The sequence below is a fragment of the Nocardia sp. CA-135398 genome (assembly GCF_050955845.1).
Lineage (GTDB): Bacteria > Actinomycetota > Actinomycetes > Mycobacteriales > Mycobacteriaceae > Nocardia.
Map to the genome: position 1 here is coordinate 2,436,753 of NZ_CP192084.1, position 21,956 is coordinate 2,458,708.

Here is a 21,956-nt window from a genome sequence, read left to right on the forward strand (position 1 = left end):
GGGCGCGTGGTGAGGCCACTCGAGCGGCGCGGCCCCGAGCAAACTACCGACACGATGACCGATCGCCTGATCGAGTTCGTCGGATTGTTGCGCGAGCACGGCATCTCCGCTGGCCCCAGCGAAACCATCGACGCCGCAGAGGCGATGCTCGCACTCGGTATGGCCGACCGGAACCGCTTGCGCTCCGGCATGGCCGCCTGCCTGCTGCGCCGCAACGGCCAGCGCGCCGTCTTCGACCAGCTCTTCGACCTCTACTTCCTGACCGTCGAGCAACCGGCAACCCCGTCGGCTCCCGAATCCGTCGACGAGCTACGTGACCGACTGGTGGACGCACTCACCCGAGACGACCGCGCCGCCGTCACCGAACTCGCCAGGCAGGCCCTCACCGCACTGGGCGGCTACGGGGGAGTCGGCACCGGCGAGCCCTCCCGCCCGGTCGGCGCCGCATCGGGTGCGGGCTGGTCCTCCTATCTGACCATGAAATCCCTACGGCCAGAAGAACTTACCGTCCGCGTCGTCGAGCGTATGGGCACCGATCTCGACACTGCCGTCCGCACCATCGAAGCCGACCGGCGCCTCCGCGAATTCCGCACCGCCGTCCAAACCGAGGCGCGCCTGCGCTCCGCCCAACTCCGCGGCACCGAATACATCGCGCGCCGCGGCGTGGAATCCAGTACCGATCAGGTCGACTTCCTCGGCGCACGCACCCAAGACCTCGCCGAAATGCGCCGCCTGGTAAACCCTTTGGCACGTAAGCTCGCCACCCGCCTCGCCGCCCGTCGCCGCAAAGCGGTTCGCGGCCAGATCGATATGCGTCGAACCCTGCGTCGCTCCATGGCAACCGGGGGTGTGCCGATCGATCCGGTCTTGCGCGCCCGCAAACACGGCCGCCCCGACCTGGTCGTACTCGCCGACTTATCCGGCTCCGTAACGGGTTTCGCCGAATTCACCCTGCAACTCCTCCAAGCGCTACAAGACCAATTCAGCAAGGTCCGCAGCTTCGGCTTCATCGACACCTGCGATGAAATCACCGCCCACTTCACCCCCGGTGAACCCCCCGCCCCCGACCTTGCCACACGAATCATCCGCCACACCAACGTCGCTCGCTTCGGCAGCAGCAACTACGGCGAGGCCTTCCAAGGCTTTGTCGACAACTACCTCGACGCCCTTGGCCCCCGTACTTCGTTGTTGATTCTCGGCGACGCTCGTACCAACCGCACCGACCCGAATCTCCCTGCCTTGCAAACAATGTCCTCGCGGGCCAAGCATGCCTACTGGCTCAATCCGGAGCCGGCCCGTTCCTGGTCCACCGGCGATTCTGCCGCCCGCGTCTACGCCGACCACATCACCATGCACGAATGCCGCAACGTCAAGCAGTTGGCAGAGGTAATCGGTCGACTCCTCCCTGCGTGACGCGGGTCGTCGCGCGTCGATGGCCGATCATCACCGCCCTGCCAACCGACTGACGGCGTGTCAGGGAGCGCTCGAGCAGTTCCGTCTCGCTGTGCCCCGCTCATGGGCAGCCAGACTGACTGCGCGGACGGTTGCCAGGTCGATTTCCGCGAGATCTTTCACCGTTCGCCTGCGCGATTGGGCTCGACGGTATCAGTTGAAGATCGGCATAACCGTATCGACAACGGATTCGATTGTGGGCAGTCCCGCGATCACATCAGGCGGACTCAGCTGACGTTGCAGCGCCCGCTGATGCGCAGCACCGACCAGTAGTAAAGCGGCAGCTCGTAGATCTACCGATTCAGGCACGCGCCGGTCGGCGTGCGGCATCGACAGGTGTGCGACCACGGCGTCGACCGCACGATGCGGCCCGATATCCAACTCTCGACTGCGCTCCGCAAACTTCGCGCGCAACTCCACATCCGACTGCACCGCAGCCATCACCGGAATGGCATCCACGAAGAACTCCTCCAACGCCTCGACAAGCGCCACCAGCCCCGCCCGCAGCCCCGGCTCCTCCTCGACCTCGCCGAGCACATCCTTCACCGGCCGCAAATGCCGCTGAATCACCGCCTGCAACAGCCCCATTCGATCGCCGAAGTGATAAAAGATGCTCGACTCGGCCACCCCCGCGCGCTTCGCCACCTCCTTCGTGGACAACCGAGCCACCCCCGCCTCCACCAAAATCTCCTGCGCCGCAACCGCAATCGACTCCCGCACCCCCGTCGAAGGTCGCCCGCGCTGCCCGCGCTGCCCGCGCGCCGCCCGCGCACCATCCGCAGCTTTCGCCACCGCAACCTCCTCTTCGCACCGATCCGCCCTTGCAGTATGCCGCACCCGGGCGTATTTTCTGAGTATCTACTCAGTAATTACCCGATCAGCGGAGTCATCCCCATGACCAGCACCAAAACCCCCACCCCCCAATCCCGCATCCAACGCACCGGCGACGCCATCGTCCGCTTGATCCTCCGCTCCCCACTGCACCCCCTACTCAGCAAACGGCTCCTCGTCATCACCGTCTCCGGCCGCAAAACCGGCCGCGAATACGCCAACCCCGTCGGCTACGCCGAACACGAAGGCCACCTCCTCATCGGCACCGCCGCCAACTGGCGCCACAATCTCATCCCCAACACCCCCGTCCGAATCCTCCTGCGCGGCACCACCCTCCAAGCCACCCACGAAGTCATCACCGACGAACCCCGAGCCGCCACCCTCTACCGCGAAATCCTCACCCAAAACCCAACCCACGGCCGCTTCGCCAAAATCCACCTCGACCCCGACGGCACCGTAAACCTCCCCACCCTCCGCGCGGCCCTATCCCGAGGCACCGCCATAATCCGCCTCCGACCCCTGTGACCTGCGATGATCTTCAGCGCGACGCCACAACTGCTCGGCCAACTAGTCTGAATCCATAGTCTTCGTGTCGACGGCGAGCACAGCCCGGGACCACCTACGCCGGCGCTTCTCGTCTCCACAGGACGCTGCACCGCACGCCCGACGGTCGATCGCCCACGCCCGCAAGCAGAATCGTGCGCGGCGCGGTGCGTTGTGCCATGCCGCGTTGGCGGTTACGCACATCCAGAAGCGCGACCTTGATGCCGCCTACGCGGCAGGTGTGCGGACGGTTGATCTCTCCAGCAAGGTGAAGTCGTCTCGCTCGGTGGAAGCGGTCCGCGACGTTCAACAGCGCATGAGGACATTCGGGCCGCACCCTTTGGTCGCAGACTTCAACGAGCGCGCTCGGGCACTGCTGGTGGCGTGACTCCCGGTCGTCAGGAGCATTGCGCGGCCACTGCGGCAACGAAGGGCGGTGTGGGGCGTGGCGCGGCGCGATTACGAAAGTGACCCGAATGCACCCGAGCCGAACAGCCTCGTTCCGCGGCTTCGGCTGTCGTAGGAACACTGCAAACTCGTCCGCGTGCGCGCGCCGGAACCACTCCATTTTGCGGGCGGCGCACAACCCACACGCTGCTGATCGACATGTCGCCACCGCGCCCGCTGGCGGCATGTAACAGGTGGTTCGCCCCGGCCGAAAAGCACAGCATCGCCGCGGATCTCTGGCGTCGATTGCAATGGGGGACAGCACCATTACCGGCTGACCCCAGCTCTATCTGTGACTGTGCGTACCGATCGTCGAAGGGTGACCGCTGTGACGTCTCCGATCCTGATCAAGGGCCAGAATCTGCCGTTGCCGGAGGATGTCGTCCGGGTCGATGTCGTGATCGGGTGGGTGGAGTCGGAGATTGAGGTCGATGCGTCCGCGCTACTGCTAGGCGCGGGCGGAAAGGTCGGCTCCGACAGTGATTTCGTCTTCTACAACCAGCCGGAATCGTCGGACGGTTCGGTGCGATTCTTGGGTACAAGCGCGACCGAGGAGGGCGCGCAGGCCAGGATCGCGATCGAACTATCGGCCGTTCCGGACAATGTTCATACAGTGGCGCTTGCCGGTAGCGTCGGCAGTGGAACATTCGGGGACCTCGGCAAACTTGCGCTCCGCGTCGTTGATGCGGCGGGCAAAATCTTGGCTGAGTACGTCACCGCTGATGCCACTTCGGAGTCGGCGTTTGTGTTCGGCGAAGTGTACCGCCGGGGCAGCGAGTGGAAGGTGCGGGCGGTAGGACAAGGCTGGGATTCTGGATTAGCAGGCCTGGCAACGGATTTCGGCGTCGATATCGATGAAGATGAGGATCCCGATCCGTCCGTTACGCCGCTGGGTGCGGCACCGGCGAGCGAGCCCGAGCCGGTTGTCGCACAGGATGTCGGTTCCGTCGATGTCGCTGCGCCGCTCCACCAGCGAGCACCACACAACGAGCCGAATACCACTGTGCGGACCCGCGGCGTGCGAACCGCCAAGCGGGTGGCGAAGAAGGCCAAGCCGATTGAGTTCAGGCTCGCTGAGGGCGACAACTGGCAGCCGGCTCGATTGTTCTCAGTGTTCGGAGTCGGTGCGGGCGAGGAGCAGGAGAAGCGCGCTACCTCGGCGCTGATCGCCACGATGCAGGTCGTGCGTCCATTCGCTCGGGCGCTGTGCGCGAGGATAGGTGCTCCGGTAGGCGCTTTCGAGGGATATGTCGAAGTGCAGTACGAGCGGGGCGAATCGAAGGTCATCCCGGACGCGGTGCTGAAGGTAGTTCGGGGCAGTCGGATTTGGACTGGTCTACTCGAGGTCAAAACCGGTAACGGCAAGCTCAGGCGCGATCAACTCGAGAGCTACCTCGATGTGGCGCGTCGGAAGAAGTACGACGCGGTGGTCAGCCTGTCGAACGATGTGCCGGCCAGCGCGGGTGAACTTCCCGTAGAGGTCGACCGCCGCAAGCTGACGAAGGTCGCCCTGCGCCATTTGTCGTGGGCGGAAGTGGCGCACGAGGCGCGAATGTTGCTCTCGCACGGTGGTGTCGAGGACGACTTGCAGGTCTGGATATTGAGTGAGTTCCTGCGATATCTTGACCATCCTCGGTCGGGCGCCGTCGAGTTCGTCGACATGGGGCGCCACTGGGTTGCTGTTCGCGACGCGGTCACGGCGGGTACTTTGCGTGCGGGTGACCAAAAGGCATTGACGGTCGCCGATACATGGGTGTCTCTGTCGCGCCATCTGGCGCTGCGGCTGACCTCTGAACTCGGTGTGACAGTCAAGCACGTCCTGTCCCGGCGACACCTCACCGATCGAGTCGCCCGAAGCGCAGCCGTTACAGAGCGGCTGGCTGCCGATGGAACATTCGAGGCTGTGCTGCGGATTCCGGACACTGCGGGGGATCTGGTCGTGGTCGCGGACATTCGAACCAACAAGATTCGCTGCCGTACGACCCTCGACGCGCCGAACGAAGGGACATCCGGTCGTCGGGTGTCGTGGTTGCTCAAGCAGCTCGTGGACGCACCAGGCGATGTTCAGGTCGAAGCGGTGTTTTCGGAGCGGGGCAATGAAGCGTGTGAGCACCTCGAAAAGGTGCGCGCGGATGCCAAGGTGCTGACGAGCGGTCGCGTCGGCACTATCGTGTCCTTCTCACTCGAGCAGACCTTCCCGATGGGCAACCGGCGATCCGGGACGGCGGCGAGCTTCATCACCAGCGTCACCTCGGCGACCGACTCGTTCTACGGGGCGGTGATTCAGCCGCTGCGTGGATGGGTACCGGCGGCGCCGAAGCAGCCGGATCCCTCCCAGCCGGAAGCTGTGGTGGCCGCCGATATGTGACCCGTATGGGCGACATCATCGCGGTGACGATCTCCTGACGTCGTCGTCTTCAGCGGCTCGGCTGGAACCAACTTCTCGAACGAGGTCTGGACCTGACGGCTCCTGATGTCGCCCCACTCTCGCGGGATGCGCGGCGACAAGCGTGATACCGAGAGATCGCGCTAGTTGCTGGCGTGTTTGTGCTGCCACGCGGCCAGGGCGAGGGCGGCTACTCCCAGTAGTAGGAGCAGGACGCCGGAAGTCATTAGGCGGGTGGAGATTTGGGAGAGGCGGGTGTAGCGGGAGCGGGTGGCGAAGTAGGCGTCGGTGGGGAGGTTGTCGCCGATGAAGCAGGATTTGGCGGCTTGGGTGGCTTTGGTGGCGCGGGAGTCGGTGGCTACGGATGCGGTCAGGGCGGTGACTGCGGCCGTGATGCAGAGGATCGCGATGGTGGTGAGTGCGGCGAATGGCATGAGATCCCCCGAGGATGTCGGCTGCTGGAGGTCAGTCGGGCTGGCTACGAGAAGTGTTGCAGCAGGGTCTGACATCTTTTGCGGTACAACAGGTTCGTGGGCGAGCGTCGGTTTGTGCGGTTCGAAGCTGCGGAGGCGAACCGGCATGGGCGGTATCCGGGGGTGTTCGGGCTGGTCAACGGGTTGGCGCGGGCGGGGGTGTTGACGGGGGAGCAGGAGCGTTTTCGGCGGGTCAACAATGATTGGTACAACGCGAATCTTGTCGATCCGAGTGGGGTGGATCCTGGGATCTACGACCATGCGGTTCATCCAGGAGCAGCGTCGTGGTTCAAGGCGGCGGCTGTGGGGATGATCGCGCGGGTGGCGGGGTATCTCGCGATCCTTGACGCGCACGGCGTGGGGTGGGTGCGGTTGGATTCCGATGCGCTAGGGGAGATCCTGTACGAGGATTCGAATCAGGTGGTCGCGGTGCGGCGTTCCGGACCGACGCTGGAGTCGTGGTGACGGCAGGTCTTAGTTGTCACCAGCTGTGGCCATTAGCGCGGCATTCGATGAGCGTTGCAGGCGCCAGTTGTGACCGATTGCAGCTTGCTCCTGGCACCGAGACGGGACGAAGCCAGCTGCGACCGTTACCTCGAGCTTTCTATGCCGAATTGACGATGTAGTTGACACAACCGCGTGGACGCGAGCGAAACGTCCCATGTTGCTGCGCTTTTAGAGCGGGAACACCCCGAGTGGCGCCGACGCGGGGTCCTGGACGGCGATCAGGCCATGCCCTTCGACGCGGGTGTCCGGTCCGACCGCCGTCGGATCCACCGATCCGTACGCTGCGACAGCCGCGGGGCCGCAACGTGGCCGGCCGTCCTCTTCGTCGTCTTCGATGTCCGCATACCACGTCAGGGCCGCATCCACTTCAGCCCGATGTGGCTCACCGAAGACCTCATCCTCATCCGGGGAATCGCCGGAGATATACAGACGCACCAGCTCACCACTCTCGGCCAACGCCCAGCCCTGGTAACCGTAGTCCGCGCCGTACCAGTGGGCCTCGCCGAATCGGCGGCTCAGCCGCTCCAGAAACGAACGCATGGCACCTGCGGAATATACCGGAAGGTTGTAACCACAGATGAGCGTCCAGCCATCCCATTGCGGGGTCACGTACACACAGCCCCGCCCCCATACACGTAGGCCGAGTTGGTGAGTCGCGGGAAGCGCGCATGTGAGGCCGAGTTCATCAAGCAAAGCGTCGTGGTCCCCAGTACGCACAGCGAACCAGTCGAAGAGAACATCACCGTTTTCCTCGCCGAGCGGTCGCGGAGTCTCATCAGCGCTCATACCCCGCAGCAAATGTCGGAGCCTCACCTGCTCGCCAACGTCCAAGGCACGCCAGCCGCCCACATCCGCTACCGCGAACAGATCCCCATCGGCGAATCGGCGCGCGGCAGCGATCAAGGTCTCCTCATCGTGCATGGCTCATCAGTACACGGGTGAAGCAAGGGTAACCAGTCATCGGTCATCGCCAGATTTGGTAAACGAACACCGACGCGCTGAAATGCTGCTGGAGGGAAGCCCAGTGCTACGCGGGTCGGTCAGCGGCGGATTTCGATCAGGGCAACGGGCCGGTTCTCGTGTCGCGAAAGTTCGCACGCCTCAGCGATATAGAACGCTTCGAGTGCGTCGGCGGGTGTGCAGGGGTTGGCGAGTTCACCAGATACCACGGAGAGGAACGCCGCGAGTTCGTCGGTGTAGGCACGACGGAAGCGTTCCATGAAGCCGGGATAGGCGGGGTATGGCGACGGGGCATAGTCGGGTTCGACGGACGTCAACGGTGACCGGTCGTCCAGGCCGACGATGGCATTCCCGCGGGAGCCGAGGGCTTCTAGACGGACGTCGTAGCCTGCGCCGTTGTAGCGGCCGAGGGAGACGGTTGCGAGGGTGTCGTCGTCCAGGCGCAACAACACGGCTGCGGTGTCTATATCTCCAGCGTCGGCGAAGAATTGGGCGCCTCGGTTGGTGCCGGTAGCGTAGACCTCGACCACCTCGCGCCCCGTAACCCAGCGGATTATGTCGAAATCGTGAACCCCGCAGTCGCGGAACAAACCTCCGGAACGCGGAATGTATTCGGCGGGCGGGGGTGACGGATCCAGCGTCGTGGCGCGCAAGGTGTGCAGCCAGCCGAGTGCCCCCGAGGCGATGGCATCGCGGGCCGCGCGGTAGCCGACGTCGAAGCGGCGTTGGAAGCCGATTTGGACTGGAACGGTGGAGTTTTCGAGATGGGCGATGACGGCGAGGGTGCCTTGGATGTCGGCGGCCACCGGCTTTTCGCAGAAGACGGGGATGCCCGCGTCGACGGCGCGGGTGATCAGTTCGGGGTGGGAGTCGGTAGCGGTGGCGATGATCAGGCCGTCGAGTGGGGTGGCGAAGAGGGCGTCGATGTCGGCGACGGCTTGGACGCCGAGTTTGGTCGCGGCGGCGTGGGCGCGTTCGGCGTCGGCATCCGTGACGATGACGGTGTCGACACCGGGCAGGTGTTTCAGCGTTTCGGCATGGGAGGTGCCGATACGGCCGACGCCGGCCAGGCCCACGGTGAGTGCAGTTGTCATCGGCGCTCCTTCTGGTGAAATGGGAGTTCAGTTGCGTGGTGCCGCGGTCGTCGCGCGCACGACCAGGGCGGGTTCCAGACGGCGGCGCACCGGTTCGGTGCGACCGTCGCGCAGCCGTTCGATGAGCGCTTCGATTGCCAAGCGGCCCATTTGAATTCGCGGCTGATCGATGGTGGTCAAGGAAACATGTCGCAGTGCGGCCAGTGAGGTGTTGTCGTAGCCGACGACCGAAACATCTTGCGGCACCGAAAGTTCGGCCTCTTCCAGTGCGGACATCGCTCCGACAGCGTTGAAGTCGTTGCCGCACACCAGTGCGGTCGGAAAGTTGTCGCGGGAGAACAGGTTCAGAAGCTTCTGGACTGCGGCGATACCACCGGAGTCCGTGTGCTCGCTGGCAATGATCATGGGCTCCAACCCATTTCGTGCCATTGCGGCGCGATAGCCGCGGCGGCGCGAGGCCGAGGTGAAGGCCCCGCCGCCATCGAGATGCACGATCCGGCGGTGGCCGAGCGAGACCAGATGATCCACGGCGAGTGCGGCGCCGAGTTCGCCATCGTCATTGACCGTATCGACGTCGCCAATGTTCGAGCTGCGCGAAATGAGCACGATCGGGCACTTCTCGGCTGCGTCTCGGATGGCCGCCACAGGCAGTACGGGTGAGAGCAGAATGATGCCGCCGGGGTGGAAGGACAGCAGGCTTTCCAGCGCGGTGCGCTCGCGGGCGGCACTGCGGCGCCCGGTATTGAGGATCAACTCCACGCCCGCGTCCTGAGCGGCCGCATCCATACCCTCCACCACATCGGCGAAGAACGCATTGTGCAGGTCGGAGACCATGACGCCGATGATGTTGGAGGTACGGCTGGCCAGCGACCGAGCCATGATGTGCGGTTGATACCCGAGATCCTTCGCGGCCGTGAGCACCGCGCGGCGACGATGTTCGCTGACCTTGGGGGAGTTACGCATGACGAGGGAGACCAGCGCGCGGGACACACCGGCGCGGGCGGCGACGTCCTCCATGGTCGGTCGCGCCATATCGCCTCCGTTCCGCATCCAGCGTGCTCCTGCAGTGTCGGACGTTACAAGGTCGGCCAGGCCTAATCAATAGAGCGCTCTAATCCGACATTTTTCCCAGCGCAAGCGGCGGGTGTTTCCGCTGGAAGCGCTAATTTTCCCAGGTAGCAGCGATAAAACAGCGACCGATGCAGTACTTGACACAGTATGACCTGCGTTACATAGTTGGAGCGCTCCAATAGCGCCATACGTCGATCGACACCGAAGGTCGGAGAGCCCGGATGACCCAACCCCGCTATCCGCTGCGCATCGCGGCCGCGCCGATCTCCTGGGGAGTCTGCGAAGTCCCCGGCTGGGGTCATGTGCTCGATGCGCGAACCGTCCTCGCCGAGATGGCCGCGCTCGGTATCTCCGCGACGGAACTGGGCCCACCCGGCTACCTACCGCAGAATCCAGCCGAATTGCGCTCGCTGCTCGATGATTTCGACATCACCTCGGTCGGTGGCTTCCTGGCCCTCCCGCTGCATCGCGACCCGGAGCGGGCAATCGAGACTGCTCGCGAGAACGCCGCGCTGTTCGCCGCGACGGGCGCGGAGGTGATCGTCCTCGCGGCCGCGACCGGCCTCGACGGATACGACACGCGCCCAGCGCTTTCCGACGAAGCGTGGCGGACCCTGATCGAAACCGCCGCTGCCGTCCGGGGTGTCGCCGCCGATTTCGGACTGCGCACCACCCTGCATCCCCACGTCGGCACCTACGTCGAGAGCGAAGCCGAAGTCGACAGGTTCCTTGCCGATTCCGATCTCGACATCTGCCTGGATACCGGCCACCTGCTCATCGGCGGCACCGATCCGGTGCGCCTCGCACAGCGCTATCCGGAACGCATCGGACACATCCATCTCAAGGATGTACGCAAAGCCATCGCCGAACGAGTGCGCAGCGGCGCAATGGAATACAGCGATGCCGTCCGCCGCGGCATCTACGTTCCGCTCGGCGACGGCGATATCGACATCGAGGCCATGGTGCGCAGCGTGCACGCGGCAGGCTACCGCGGCTGGTATGTCATCGAACAGGACACGGCATTGCGCCCCGACGATTCGGCAGAACGGCCGAGCCGCGACGCCGCCCGCAGTCTGATCCACCTTGCGGGCATAGCTTCCGCGCTGGGCTCAGTTCGAATCTAGATGGGAAGTGATGACAACGATGTCGCTCGAAATACGCACGGCATGGTGGCGGCGATCCCGCCGCGTACTGCCGTGGCTGGCCGCGGCCACCCTCCTCGCCGCGTGTACCGGTCCGGGTGCGGATGTCCCGGCGCCGACCCAATCCCCGGTCGCCCAGGGCAAATTGGGCTCCGTCGCGGTGGTGACCCACGGCAGCCCCGGCGACGCCTTCTGGAATGTCGTCAAGAACGGCGCGGAGGCAGCGGGCAAGGACCTCGGCGTCCGCGTCGAATACAACTCATCGGGCGATCCCGGCCAGCAGGCCAAACTCATCGATAACGCTGTCGCACAGGGCGTGGACGGTCTCGTCGTATCAATGGCGAATCCGGAGGCATTGCGGCCCTCGATCGAAAAGGCGGTCGCGGCGGGCATTCCGGTGGTGACGATCAACTCGGGCGAGAGCGAGAGCGCCAAGTTCGGTGCGATCGGCCATGTGGGACAAAGCGAAACCTTGGCTGGACAGTCCGCGGGTAAGCGCCTCGCCGACGCGGGCCGCAAGAAGCTGCTGTGCGTGATCCACGAGGCGGGCAATGTCGGTGCCAACCAGCGCTGTGACGGCGCGACCAAGGCCTTCGGCAATGGCACCACACTGCAGGTGGATATCAACAATCCCACCGACGCCCAGTCCCGCATCAAGGGTGCTCTGGAGGCGGATAGGTCCATCGACGCCGTGCTGACGCTGAATTCACAGGTCGCCGCCCGTGCGGTGGACGGGGTCAAGGAATCGCAGTCGTCCGCGACAGTAGCGACGTTCGACCTGAATACCGATGTGGTCGAGGCGATTCGGGCCGGGAAGCTGCTGTTCGCGGTGGACCAACAGCAGTACGAGCAGGGCTATCTGCCGATCGTATTGCTGCAGCTTTATCGGACGAATCTGAACTCGGTCGGTGGTGGCGCACCGGTGCAGACGGGTCCCGCCTTCGTCGACAAGAACAATGTCGAAGCCGTCGCGGCACGCGTGGCACTCGGCATGCGCTGAGGGAGTGGATGAAATGACCGTTGCCACACAAACTGCCGAGGTCACTCCGAACATTCCGCCGGACGGGCCGTCGCTGTTGCAGCGAATGGTCGTGCGGCCGGAGATCGGCGCATTGCTCGGTGCCGCACTAGTCTTCGTATTCTTCTCGATCATCACCGACCGCTTTTTCAGCTCACTCGGTGTCGCGACCTGGCTGGATGATTCGTCGACGCTGGGCATTATGGCGGTCGCGGTCGCGCTGTTGATGATCGGCGGCGAATTCGACCTCTCGGCCGGTGTCATGACCGCCTCCACGGCACTGGTCACCGCATTGCTCGCGGTGCACGCGGGTTGGAATGTCTGGCTCGCGCTGCTGGTTTCGCTGCTCTTCGCGCTCGCGGTGGGTGCCTTCAACGGCTGGCTCGTGATGCGAACGGGGCTACCGAGTTTCATCGTTACCCTCGGCACTTTCCTTGCGCTGCAAGGCCTCGACCTCGGTGTGACCCGCCTGGTCACCGGAACCGTTCAGGTCTCGGGCATCCGAAGCGCCGACGGATACAACTCGGCCGGTTGGGTCTTCGCCTCGACATTGGATATCGGCGATACGCACCTGCAGGCATCGGTCGTCTGGTGGGTGATGCTCACTGCCATCGCCGCACTTGTGTTGGTACGCACCAAGTTCGGCAACTGGATCTTCGCGGTGGGCGGTGCGCTGCCGAGCGCGCGGGCCGTCGGCGTCCCCGCCGATCGCACGAAGATCCTGCTCTTCATGACCACCGCCTTCGCGGGCTGGGTCGTCGGATCCTGCAGCATTCTCCGGTTCTCCAGCGTGCAGGCGAACCAGGGAGTTGGTCTGGAATTGCACTACATCATCGCGGCCGTGGTCGGCGGCTGCCTGCTGACCGGCGGATTCGGTTCGGCGGTCGGCGCCGCGATCGGTGCGCTGATCTTCGGCATGGCGCGACAGGGCATCGTTTTCGCCGGGTGGGACAGCGATTGGTTCATGCTGTTCCTCGGCGTACTGCTGCTGGCCGCGGTATTGGTCAACAACGTATTCAAGAAGCGAGCCGAAAGGGTACGCCGATGACGCCACCACTGATCGAAGCGATCGATATCGGCAAGAGCTACGGCGGTGTCGTCGCGCTGCGTGATGTCTCGACCGTGGTGAATGCCGGACAGGTCACCTGCATCCTGGGCGACAATGGTGCGGGCAAATCGACCCTGATCAAGATTCTCGCCGGAGTGCACCAGCACGATCGCGGCGAACTGAAGCTGGACGGCCAGCCGCCCCGATTGTCCTCGCCCCGAGAGGCTTTGGACCATGGCATCGCGACCGTTTACCAGGATCTCGCCGTGGTTCCACTGATGAGTGTCTGGCGCAACTTCGTACTCGGCTCCGAGCCCACCGTCGGTTACGGTCCGCTGCGGCTGCTCGACCGTCGCAAGGGCCGCGATATCGCCCGAGAGGCGCTGGCGGACATGGGGATCGAGATTCGCGATATGGAACAGCCGGTCGGCACGCTGTCCGGCGGACAACGCCAGTGCATCGCGATCGCAAGGGCGGTGCACTACGGGGCCAAGGTGCTCATCCTCGACGAACCGACCGCCGCTCTCGGTGTCAAACAGGCCGGTGTCGTACTGAAATACGTTGTGCAGGCCCGGGATCGAGGGCTCGGCGTCATCCTGATCACGCACAACCCACACCACGCCTATCCGGTCGGCGACCGCTTCCTGCTGCTCAAACGCGGTGCGACGCTCGGCTCGTATCAGAAATCGGAGATCGATCTGCCGGAGCTGACCAGGCAAATGGCCGGTGGTGCCGAACTGGACACACTGGCGCACGAATTGCAGCGCGTGGTGACACCGTGAGGCTGACAACGGCGCAGGCACTGGTCGGCTGGCTGGTCGCCCAGCATTCGGAGACCTTCGACGGTCGTGAAGTACCGTTGTTCCCGGCCGCTTTCGCGATATTCGGGCACGGCAATGTGCTCGGCCTCGGCACCGCATTGTCCGAGCGCCGCGATGAGATCCCGGTCTGGCGTGGACATACCGAGCAGGGAATGGCACTCGCGGCCATCGGCCTGGCCAAGGCTACCCACCGCCGTCAGGTCGGAATCGCGACGTCCTCGATCGGTCCCGGCGCGCTGAATATGGTCACCGCCGCCGGAGTTGCGCACGCGAATCGTCTTCCGCTGCTGCTGCTTCCAGGGGATACCTTCACCAGCCGTGCGCCGGATCCGGTACTGCAGCAGGTCGAACACTTCGGCGACCCGACCATTACCGTCAACGACGCGTTCCGCGCGGTGAGTCGCTACTTCGATCGCATCACCCGCCCGGAACAACTCATCGCCACGCTGCCGCAAGCAGCCCGGATACTGACCGACGCCGCCGATGTGGGTCCGGTGACATTGGCATTGCCACAGGACGTCCAAGCCGAGACCTACGACTTCCCCGAGGCGCTCTTCGAGCCGGTGGTACACCGAATCACCCGTTCGCGCCCCGACTCTCGGGTAGTGGCCGAGGCGGCGCGGGCACTGCGGTCGGCGCGACGTCCACTGCTGGTGCTCGGTGGCGGTGTGCGCTATTCGGGTGCGAGTCGGCTGGTACTCGAGTTCGCGGAGCGGCACGGTATTCCGATAACCGAAACGACGGCTGGCCGCACACTCGTGCCGCACGACCACCAGTTGTATGCCGGCCCACTCGGTACAACCGGCTCGGCATCGGCCAATGCCGCTGCCGCACAGGCGGATCTGGTGTTGGCGATCGGCACCAGACTGCAAGACTTCACCACGGCCTCCTGGACGGTCTTCGCGCCGGATGTCCGGCTGATCACCATCAACACGGCCCGTTTCGACGCGGTGAAGCACGGCGCGCTCGCGGTCGTTGGCGACGCCGACGCGACCGTGCGGGAATTGGCTGCGCTCCTGGCCAATTGGCGGGTCGACGCCGAATGGTCCGACTGTGCCGAGGGGCTGCGCAGCACCTGGGACGCCCACATCGACAAGCTGCGCGCCCCGACACCGGGTATTCCGAGCTACGCCCAAATCGTCGGCGTCGTCAACGAATTGAGCGCACCGGACGACTACGTCATGACCGCGGCGGGTGGTATGCCCGGCGAGCTGATCGGTGGTTGGCGGGCCACCGGCACCGTGCCGACCATGGACGTCGAGTACGGATTCTCCTGCATGGGTTACGAACTCGCGGGAGCTTGGGGTGCGGCGATGGCGCATGTGCACGGACTGGTCACCACCATGCTCGGCGACGGCTCCTATCTGATGCTCAACTCCGAGCTGTTCTCCGCGGCCTTCGCTGGCCACCGGTTCGTCGCGGTCGTCTGTGACAACGACGGCTACGCGGTGATCGCCCGCCTCCAGGAGGGACAGGGCGGGGCCCCCTTCAACAACTTCTATGCCGATTGCCGCACCAACCACGCACAACCGCCCCGCGCCGACTTCGCAAGCCACGCAAGGTCATTGGGCTGCGCGGTTTTCACCGCGACCGACCTGACCGAGTTCCGCGGCGCGTACGCGCGGGCGCGGGCGGCGGCCATGAGCGAGTCCCGTCCGGCCGTCGTGGTCGTGCGCACCCAGCCATCCGCCTGGACCGATGCGGGCGCATGGTGGGAGATCGGTGTGCCGGAACACCTGGCTGGCCGCGCGGCCTACGACGAGGCCAAAGCGGCGCAGGTGCGTTACCTGAACAGAGCCGAATCGGCGGACTAGCCGTTCGTGGCCTGGACCGGAAATGCCAACAATATGACGATCGCATGGCACACTTGGTCACGGCCGTATAACTGAAAACCGACCACTTGGTGCACATTAGAGCCTGAACTGTCGTATTTTCTTTGCGAATTCTCAGTTCCGGTGCGAGGCAGGTGTCCAGCGTGTTTGCTGGGCTTTCGGACGGGTCTGTATGGGTAGCCGAAAGTGTGCGCTGACCGGCCGATCTCTGCTCCGCGACGGTCTGATCTTCGAGGTAGCCAGCCCTTCGCAACCGATGTTGCGTCGGCGGCCACAGCGCTGCGCCAACGTCGGCTTGCTCACAGTTACCGCTGCTGGATGTGGCCTAATTCGTCGGATGATGGCATTGTTGATCGAGAGATCGGGCTCATCGAAGTGATCTGCCCGGCTCATCAACAGGAAGTAAGAAGTAAAGAACATGGCTCAAGGCAGTGTGAAGTGGTTCAACAGCGAGAAGGGCTTCGGCTTTATCGCTCAAGACGGAGGCGGCCCTGACGTCTTCGTGCATTACTCGGCCGTTTCCGGCTCGGGTTTCCGGTCCCTCGAAGAGGGCCAGCGCGTGGAGTTCGAGATCGGCCAGGGCCAGAAGGGCCCGCAGGCCCAGGACGTCCGCGCTATCTGATTCAGCGTGACTTAGGAGGCTCGCACCCGGCAGGGGGTGCGGGCCTCTCGTCGTTTTCTGGGGGATATTCAGGCGCTCTTGGTGAAGGTCACGTGGGTGACCGCGGGTGAGTGCAGCACCGAGTTGATCTCGTAGCCCGGCAGCGCGTCGAGATCGTCGTAGAGCCGCTCGCCCGCGCCGAGCAGAATCGGGACGACCGCGAGATGCATCTGGTCCACCAGACCCGCGCGCAGGAACTGGCGGATGGCGGATGAGCCGCCCGCAAGTCGCACGTCCTGACCGTCCGCGGCCTTGAATGCTTGGCGCAGAACCTCTTCCGGCGATTCGTTCACGAAATGGAACGTCGTACCGCCCGCCATCGGCAGCGACGGCCGCGGGTGATGGGTCATCACGAAGGTGTCGTGGTGGTAGGGCGGGTTGTCGCCCCACCAACCCTTCCATTCGTGGTCGGCCCAGGGGCCGCGGATCGGGCCGAACATGTTGCGCCCCATGATGGTTGCGCCGATTCCGGCATCGCCCGCGACCATGAAATCGTTGTCCACGCCGGTCTCGCCGGTGTCCGCGCCGTCCATCTGGTGCGCGTAGCGCGTGGCCCACACCCAATCGTGCAGCCGCAGTCCACCCTCGCCGAGTGGGTTCTCGGGTCCCTGATTCGGTCCGGCGATGTAGCCGTCGAGCGAGATCGCGATGTTGTGTACGCGCAACTCAGCCATGATGCCCTCTTTCTGATCTGATTGCATTTTGCAATCGCTTGTGGACAGGCTAAGCCCAACTGGTTGTAGAATGCAAGCAGCAATGTCGACGGAAGGAGTGCCGCATGCGCGACGAGGGACGTTCGGGCTGCCCGATCAACGCGACCATCGAGGTGATCGGCGATCGGTGGACGCTGCTGGTGCTGCGCGACGTGATGTTCGGCAACCGCCGCCACTTCCGCGAGCTGCTGGCCGGATCGGAGGAGCGAATCGCGTCCAACATCCTGTCCGACCGGCTCAAGCGCCTGGTCGCGGCGGGATTGCTCAGTCGCGAGGACACCCGTCCCGGTCAGAAGGCCGAGTACCGGCTCACCGAGCCCGCGATCCAACTGGTGCCGATCATGGCGCAGCTGGGCGCATGGGGGCTGCGGCATCGCCCGACCACGAAACGCCTGCGTGTCCGCGCGGAACTCCTCGAGCAGGGCGGACCGCAGCTGTGGGCCGAGTTCATGGACGAACTGCGCGAGTCGCACCTCGGCATACCGCGTCCCGATCCGGACGCGCCGACCGCCACCGACCGATTGGCGCGCGCCTATGCCGCCGCAGTCGCCGAGGTGTGAAGCGCGGCCACGCCAACTGTCACGGTGCTGCCGAATCCTGCGGCGCTACAGCCCATCTCCGGCCGCCGTCGCGGGCTCGGCCAGCGCACTGGTGATCCACTTCTTCATCCATTACACCGCGTTCATCCATCTGCTCCCGCTGATTTCGGTAGCGCCACGCTTGCTGCCGCGTTGATCTTGGCGCGCCCGTATCTGATGTATCGCGCCGACTAATACCTCTGGCTTGCCGAACGACGGCAATGCGGTCTGTTATGTCCGAAGGTTGCCGGGTCCCGGCGCGTGTCCTATCTCGGATAGATCTCAGGCGGTTTCGGGTAACTCTCTCAGGGATCTCTCAGAATGCTTCTTTTGCGGAGCTAATTAAAGCCTGAAAAGCGTTCCTGACCTGTGGAACAGCGGATTAGGCCTGATCAGAGCGAGATTGGTCAGTTGTCCAGATCACACTCAATTATGAGATGTAGTCTGCGTCACAATCCGTCAGAATTTCGTAACTGGATTTGTTCTGGTCCCGATGTGCCGTGTGTCAGCCAGTTCGACTGGATTAGTTTCGACGAAGAGGAATTTCATGATCCCCGTTATCATCGACACCGGTTCCGCCGCCCTGAACGGCCTGTTCTCGACCGGTAGCGCTGCTCTGCACGGTCTTTTCAACACCCTGTGGACGGGTTCTTTCGGCGGCTGATAGCGCTGTCTCGGCCGATTGATTCGACCGAGCCGACGCCGCCGTGACGGCGTGCGACGAGGGAAGGCCTCGCACCATCGGTGCGGGGCCTTCCTTGATGTTGAGGCACCCGCCTACCGGGGGGCGGGCCGCGGCGGATTCCGGCCAACTAAGCTGGTGCGCGGTAATTGCCGACCCCCTTTCCTCCCAGGAGTACCCCACAGTGAGCCAAGCAGGCCGTCCTGTTGTTCTGATCGCCGACAAGCTCGCCCAGTCGACCGTCGACGCGCTCGGTGACGGTGTCGAGGTCCGCTGGGTCGACGGCCCCGACCGTCCGGCGCTGCTGGCCGCGGTGCCCGAGGCGGATGCCCTCCTCGTCCGCTCGGCGACCACCGTCGACGCCGAGGTGCTCGAGGCCGGGAAGAACCTGAAGATCGTCGCCCGCGCCGGTGTCGGCCTCGACAATGTCGATGTGCCCGCGGCCACCGAGCGCGGCGTCATGGTGGTCAACGCGCCCACCTCCAACATCCACACCGCCGCCGAGCACGCCGTCACGCTGCTGCTGGCCGCGGCCCGCCAGATCCCGGCCGCCGATTCCACCCTGCGCGAGCGGACCTGGCAGCGCAGCAAGTTCAACGGTGTCGAGATCTTCGACAAGACCGTCGGTGTGGTCGGCCTCGGCCGCATCGGCCAGCTGTTCGCCGCGCGTCTGGCCGCCTTCGAGACCAAGGTGATCGCATACGACCCCTACGTCTCCCCGGCCCGCGCAGCCCAGCTCGGCATCGAACTGCTCAGCCTGGACGAGTTGCTCGAGCGCGCCGACCTGATCTCGGTGCACCTGCCGAAGACCCCGGAGACCAAGGGCATCATCGGCAAGGAAGCCATCGCCAAGACCAAGCCGGGCGTCATCATCGTCAACGCCGCCCGCGGCGGGCTCGTCGACGAGCAGGCGCTCGCCGACGCCATCAAGTCGGGTCACGTGCGTGCCGCCGGTCTGGACGTCTTCGATACCGAGCCGTGCACCGACAGCCCGCTGTTCGACCTGCCGCAGGTCGTGGTGACCCCGCACCTGGGTGCGTCCACCGCCGAGGCGCAGGACCGCGCGGGCACCGATGTCGCCAAGTCCGTACTGCTGGCGCTGGCCGGTGAATTCGTACCGGGGGCGGTGAACGTCACCGGTGGCGCCGTCGGCGACGAGGTGGCGCCGTGGCTGGAGATCGTGCGCAAGCAGGGGCACCTGCTCGGTGCGGTGTCCAACGAGCTGCCGGTCAGCGTCGAGGTGCAGGTGCGCGGCGAGCTGGCCGCGCAAGATGTTGCGGTGCTGGAGCTTTCGGCGCTGCGCGGCATCTTCTCCGCGCTGGTCGAGGATCAGGTCACCTTCGTCAACGCTCCCGCCTTGGCCAAGGAGCGCGGCATCACCGCCGAGGTCACCAAGGTTTCGGAGAGCCCGAGCCACCGCAGCGTCGTCGACCTGCGCGCGGTCTTCGGCGACGGCAGCACCCTGAACGTGGCGGGCACGCTGACCGAGCCGCAGCTGGTGCAGAAGATCGTCAACATCAACGGTCGCAACTACGATATGCGCGCCGAGGGCCTGAACCTGGCCGTGCTGAACTACGAGGACAAGCCGGGCGCGCTCGGCAAGATCGGCACCAAGCTCGGTGAGGCCGAGATCGACATCCTCGCCGCACAGCTGAGCCAGGATGTGGACAAGGAGGGCGCGACCGTGGTTCTGCGTGTGGCCCGCGAAGTCCCCGCCGACGTCCAGGCCGCGATCGCCGAATCCGTCGGCGCGTCCAAGATCGTTCTGGTCGACCTGTTCTGACCATTACCGGCGCCGCGCACGTCGACCGTGCGCGGCGCCGTCACATGTGCCCGGTATGACATGTCACACCGCGCACGAGATTGCCGGGCGAAACAGTGCGCTCGGTGCGAAAACGCGCACTGCGATGCCCGACAGCCGGGTGCGGTGCGGGACGAAGTACGGTGGCGGTCGGCAATACTGAACGGAGCCTTGTTGTTATGAAGCTTGCTGTTATCGCTGGTGATGGGATCGGGCCCGAGGTCATCGCGGAGGCGCTCAAGGTGCTCGACGTGGTGCAGCCGGGGGTCGAGAAGACCGAATACGACCTGGGTGCGCGGCGTTACCACGCGACCGGTGAGATCCTGCCGGATTCGGTGCTGCCCGAGCTGAAGCAGCACGATGCGATCCTGCTCGGCGCGATCGGCGATCCGTCGGTACCCAGCGGTGTGCTCGAGCGCGGACTGCTGCTGCGCACCCGGTTCGCGCTGGATCACCACGTGAACCTGCGTCCGTCCAAGCTGTACCCGGGCGTGACCAGTCCGCTCGCGGGCAATCCGGATATCGACTTCGTTGTCGTACGCGAGGGCACCGAGGGCCCCTACACCGGCACCGGCGGCGCGATCCGAGTCGAGACGCCGCATGAGGTCGCCACCGAGGTCAGCACCAACACCCGCTTCGGCATCGAGCGTGTGGTCCGCTACGCCTTCGCCAAGGCGCAGGCCCGGCGCAAGCACCTCACCCTGGTGCACAAGAACAATGTGCTGACCTTCGCCGGTTCGCTGTGGCAGCGCACGGTGAACGAGGTCGCGGCGGAGTTCCCTGAGGTGCAAACCGCCTACCAGCACATCGATGCCGCCACCATCCACATGGTCAACGATCCTGGCCGCTTCGATGTGATCGTCACCGACAACCTGTTCGGCGACATCATCACCGACCTCGCGGCCGCGGTCAGTGGCGGAATCGGCCTGGCGGCCAGCGGCAATATCGATGCCTCCGGCGCCAACCCGAGCATGTTCGAGCCGGTGCACGGCAGTGCCCCCGATATCGCGGGTCAATCCAAGGCCGACCCGACCGCCGCGATTCTGTCGGTGTCGTTGCTGCTCAGCCATCTCGGCAATGCCGAAGGCGCCGCCCGCATCGAAGCGGCGGTCGCCAAGGATCTCGCGTCGCGCACCGATGCGGCCTCGACCGTCGAGATCGGAGATCGGATCGCCGCGGCGGTCTGACATGTTCTCCTCTGGCGGCCCGCGCTCGAGCGAGTTCGAGCCCGGGTCTTTCCGCTCAGCAGGCACGTGAGGGCGTCCGATGACCGATCGTCGAGGACCGTATACCCATGCGGATCTGCACGGTTTGCCGGACGGCGGTAGGGGTTTCGAGCTCGAGGACGGATGGTTGGTCGCGGTCCCGGGCGGCGCGCGTCACGATTTCGTGGTGCAGCGGCTCGGGCGGCTCATCGATATCGCGGCCGGCGGGGCAGCGGTGCACGTATTCGTCGGCGGTGGCTGGGAAGTCAACACGCCCAGCGGCATTCGCAAGCCCGATATCGTGGTGATCCCGAGAGATGTTGCGCGGGCTGCGATTATCGCCGAAACACCGAGGCTGATCCCGGGTACCGAGGTGCTGCTCGCCGTGGAAGTCATCGCGCCGGGCGATGGCAGCGAACGCACCGATCGGGTCAGGAAGGTGCGCGAGTACGCGGCCATCGAGATTCCGCAGTACTGGATAGTCGAGCACCATCCGGAGGTCCGGATCCACCGAATGCTGCTCGTGGACGGCGCCTTTCGCGCCCGTCCGGTGGTCACGGCAGGAACCGTTTTCACCGCGGCGATCCGCGCCGATCCGCCGTTCCGGGTGAGTTTCGATCCGGCCGCCCTGATCACGATCTGACCTGATCGCGCTCCGTCAGTGCGCCGCGATTGTAAGGGAATTCGGTGG

Annotated in this window: 20 protein-coding genes; 14 read left to right on the forward strand and 6 right to left on the reverse strand. The window is 64.9% G+C overall.

Going from position 1 to position 21,956, the window contains the following annotated elements; genetic code table 11:
• Positions 1-6: 6 nt before the first annotated feature.
• Positions 7-1,413, forward strand: coding sequence for a vWA domain-containing protein (locus ACQP1T_RS10765; protein WP_433759796.1), 1,407 nt, complete (start codon positions 7-9; stop codon positions 1,411-1,413).
• A gap of 192 nt (positions 1,414-1,605) precedes the next feature.
• On the opposite strand, the gene ACQP1T_RS10770 is transcribed toward ACQP1T_RS10765, so the two are convergent.
• Positions 1,606-2,244: a TetR/AcrR family transcriptional regulator gene (locus tag ACQP1T_RS10770; protein WP_433759797.1), complete on the reverse strand. Its 639-nt coding sequence runs from the start codon at positions 2,242-2,244 to the stop codon at positions 1,606-1,608.
• A gap of 102 nt (positions 2,245-2,346) precedes the next feature.
• Here ACQP1T_RS10770 and ACQP1T_RS10775 point away from each other — a divergent pair, with 102 nt between their 5' ends.
• On the forward strand, positions 2,347-2,808 hold the full coding sequence (locus tag ACQP1T_RS10775; RefSeq protein ID WP_433759799.1) for a nitroreductase/quinone reductase family protein: 462 nt from the start codon (positions 2,347-2,349) through the stop codon (positions 2,806-2,808).
• Positions 2,809-3,601: 793 nt separating this feature from the next.
• On the forward strand, positions 3,602-5,641 hold the full coding sequence (locus ACQP1T_RS10780; RefSeq protein WP_433759800.1) for a TerD family protein: 2,040 nt from the start codon (positions 3,602-3,604) through the stop codon (positions 5,639-5,641).
• A 161-nt stretch (positions 5,642-5,802) separates the two neighbouring features.
• Here ACQP1T_RS10780 and ACQP1T_RS10785 read toward each other — a convergent pair whose 3' ends face one another.
• Positions 5,803-6,093, reverse strand: coding sequence for a hypothetical protein (locus ACQP1T_RS10785; protein ID WP_433759801.1), 291 nt, complete (start codon positions 6,091-6,093; stop codon positions 5,803-5,805).
• A gap of 114 nt (positions 6,094-6,207) precedes the next feature.
• Here ACQP1T_RS10785 and ACQP1T_RS10790 point away from each other — a divergent pair, with 114 nt between their 5' ends.
• A complete protein-coding gene (locus ACQP1T_RS10790; RefSeq protein WP_433759802.1) occupies positions 6,208-6,597 on the forward strand; it encodes a hypothetical protein in 390 nt (129 codons plus the stop codon).
• 210 nt (positions 6,598-6,807) lie between these two features.
• On the opposite strand, the gene ACQP1T_RS10795 is transcribed toward ACQP1T_RS10790, so the two are convergent.
• The 3 genes from ACQP1T_RS10795 to ACQP1T_RS10805 form a co-directional block, all read right to left on the reverse strand.
• Positions 6,808-7,542, reverse strand: a complete 735-nt coding sequence (locus tag ACQP1T_RS10795; protein ID WP_433759803.1) for a hypothetical protein — start codon at positions 7,540-7,542, stop codon at positions 6,808-6,810.
• A gap of 137 nt (positions 7,543-7,679) precedes the next feature.
• A complete protein-coding gene (locus ACQP1T_RS10800; protein WP_433759804.1) occupies positions 7,680-8,693 on the reverse strand; it encodes a Gfo/Idh/MocA family protein in 1,014 nt (337 codons plus the stop codon).
• A 27-nt stretch (positions 8,694-8,720) separates the two neighbouring features.
• Positions 8,721-9,743, reverse strand: a complete 1,023-nt coding sequence (locus ACQP1T_RS10805; RefSeq protein WP_433759805.1) for a LacI family DNA-binding transcriptional regulator — start codon at positions 9,741-9,743, stop codon at positions 8,721-8,723.
• A gap of 242 nt (positions 9,744-9,985) precedes the next feature.
• Between ACQP1T_RS10805 and ACQP1T_RS10810 the strand changes: the two genes are divergently transcribed.
• From ACQP1T_RS10810 to ACQP1T_RS10835, 6 genes are all read left to right on the forward strand, one after another.
• Positions 9,986-10,888, forward strand: coding sequence for a TIM barrel protein (locus ACQP1T_RS10810; RefSeq protein WP_433759806.1), 903 nt, complete (start codon positions 9,986-9,988; stop codon positions 10,886-10,888).
• A 10-nt stretch (positions 10,889-10,898) separates the two neighbouring features.
• Positions 10,899-11,906 carry a sugar ABC transporter substrate-binding protein gene (locus tag ACQP1T_RS10815; protein ID WP_433759807.1) on the forward strand — a complete coding sequence of 336 codons (1,008 nt, stop codon included), beginning with the start codon at positions 10,899-10,901 and terminating at the stop codon, positions 11,904-11,906.
• 13 nt (positions 11,907-11,919) lie between these two features.
• The gene (locus tag ACQP1T_RS10820; RefSeq protein ID WP_433759808.1) at positions 11,920-12,972 is read left to right on the forward strand and encodes an ABC transporter permease; all 1,053 of its coding nucleotides are present in this window, start codon (positions 11,920-11,922) and stop codon (positions 12,970-12,972) included.
• Entirely contained in the window at positions 12,969-13,754 is a 786-nt protein-coding gene (locus ACQP1T_RS10825) for an ATP-binding cassette domain-containing protein (RefSeq protein WP_433759809.1), read from the forward strand. Before ACQP1T_RS10820 ends, ACQP1T_RS10825 begins: the two co-directional genes overlap by 4 nt.
• Entirely contained in the window at positions 13,751-15,607 is a 1,857-nt protein-coding gene (gene iolD / locus ACQP1T_RS10830) for a 3D-(3,5/4)-trihydroxycyclohexane-1,2-dione acylhydrolase (decyclizing) (RefSeq protein WP_433759810.1), read from the forward strand. Before ACQP1T_RS10825 ends, iolD begins: the two co-directional genes overlap by 4 nt.
• 436 nt (positions 15,608-16,043) lie before the next feature.
• The gene (locus ACQP1T_RS10835) at positions 16,044-16,247 is read left to right on the forward strand and encodes a cold-shock protein (RefSeq protein WP_040693519.1); all 204 of its coding nucleotides are present in this window, start codon (positions 16,044-16,046) and stop codon (positions 16,245-16,247) included.
• A gap of 68 nt (positions 16,248-16,315) precedes the next feature.
• Here ACQP1T_RS10835 and ACQP1T_RS10840 read toward each other — a convergent pair whose 3' ends face one another.
• Positions 16,316-16,960, reverse strand: a complete 645-nt coding sequence (locus ACQP1T_RS10840) for a dihydrofolate reductase family protein (protein WP_433759811.1) — start codon at positions 16,958-16,960, stop codon at positions 16,316-16,318.
• 104 nt (positions 16,961-17,064) lie between these two features.
• On the opposite strand from ACQP1T_RS10840, the gene ACQP1T_RS10845 reads away from it, so the two are divergent.
• From ACQP1T_RS10845 to ACQP1T_RS10860, 4 genes are all read left to right on the forward strand, one after another.
• On the forward strand, positions 17,065-17,559 hold the full coding sequence (locus tag ACQP1T_RS10845) for a winged helix-turn-helix transcriptional regulator (RefSeq protein WP_433759812.1): 495 nt from the start codon (positions 17,065-17,067) through the stop codon (positions 17,557-17,559).
• An 884-nt stretch (positions 17,560-18,443) separates the two neighbouring features.
• Positions 18,444-20,042: a phosphoglycerate dehydrogenase gene (gene serA / locus ACQP1T_RS10850; RefSeq protein ID WP_433759813.1), complete on the forward strand. Its 1,599-nt coding sequence runs from the start codon at positions 18,444-18,446 to the stop codon at positions 20,040-20,042.
• A 197-nt stretch (positions 20,043-20,239) separates the two neighbouring features.
• Positions 20,240-21,247: a 3-isopropylmalate dehydrogenase gene (locus ACQP1T_RS10855; protein WP_433759814.1), complete on the forward strand. Its 1,008-nt coding sequence runs from the start codon at positions 20,240-20,242 to the stop codon at positions 21,245-21,247.
• Positions 21,248-21,326: 79 nt separating this feature from the next.
• The gene (locus ACQP1T_RS10860) at positions 21,327-21,908 is read left to right on the forward strand and encodes a Uma2 family endonuclease (protein ID WP_433759815.1); all 582 of its coding nucleotides are present in this window, start codon (positions 21,327-21,329) and stop codon (positions 21,906-21,908) included.
• The last annotated feature ends 48 nt before the right edge of the window (positions 21,909-21,956 follow it).

Excerpts from the sequence above, each read along its gene's own strand:
- ACQP1T_RS10775 (WP_433759799.1), top strand. The coding sequence starts at position 2,347 with ATGACCAGCACCAAAACCCCCACCCCCCAATCCCGCATCCAACGCACC.
- ACQP1T_RS10785 (WP_433759801.1), bottom strand. The coding sequence starts at position 6,093 with ATGCCATTCGCCGCACTCACCACCATCGCGATCCTCTGCATCACGGCC.
- ACQP1T_RS10800 (WP_433759804.1), bottom strand. The coding sequence starts at position 8,693 with ATGACAACTGCACTCACCGTGGGCCTGGCCGGCGTCGGCCGTATCGGC.
- ACQP1T_RS10805 (WP_433759805.1), bottom strand. The coding sequence starts at position 9,743 with ATGCGGAACGGAGGCGATATGGCGCGACCGACCATGGAGGACGTCGCC.
- ACQP1T_RS10810 (WP_433759806.1), top strand. The coding sequence starts at position 9,986 with ATGACCCAACCCCGCTATCCGCTGCGCATCGCGGCCGCGCCGATCTCC.
- ACQP1T_RS10815 (WP_433759807.1), top strand. The coding sequence starts at position 10,899 with ATGACAACGATGTCGCTCGAAATACGCACGGCATGGTGGCGGCGATCC.
- ACQP1T_RS10820 (WP_433759808.1), top strand. The coding sequence starts at position 11,920 with ATGACCGTTGCCACACAAACTGCCGAGGTCACTCCGAACATTCCGCCG.
- ACQP1T_RS10825 (WP_433759809.1), top strand. The coding sequence starts at position 12,969 with ATGACGCCACCACTGATCGAAGCGATCGATATCGGCAAGAGCTACGGC.
- ACQP1T_RS10835 (WP_040693519.1), top strand. The coding sequence starts at position 16,044 with ATGGCTCAAGGCAGTGTGAAGTGGTTCAACAGCGAGAAGGGCTTCGGC.
- ACQP1T_RS10840 (WP_433759811.1), bottom strand. The coding sequence starts at position 16,960 with ATGGCTGAGTTGCGCGTACACAACATCGCGATCTCGCTCGACGGCTAC.
- ACQP1T_RS10845 (WP_433759812.1), top strand. The coding sequence starts at position 17,065 with ATGCGCGACGAGGGACGTTCGGGCTGCCCGATCAACGCGACCATCGAG.
- ACQP1T_RS10855 (WP_433759814.1), top strand. The coding sequence starts at position 20,240 with ATGAAGCTTGCTGTTATCGCTGGTGATGGGATCGGGCCCGAGGTCATC.
- ACQP1T_RS10860 (WP_433759815.1), top strand. The coding sequence starts at position 21,327 with ATGACCGATCGTCGAGGACCGTATACCCATGCGGATCTGCACGGTTTG.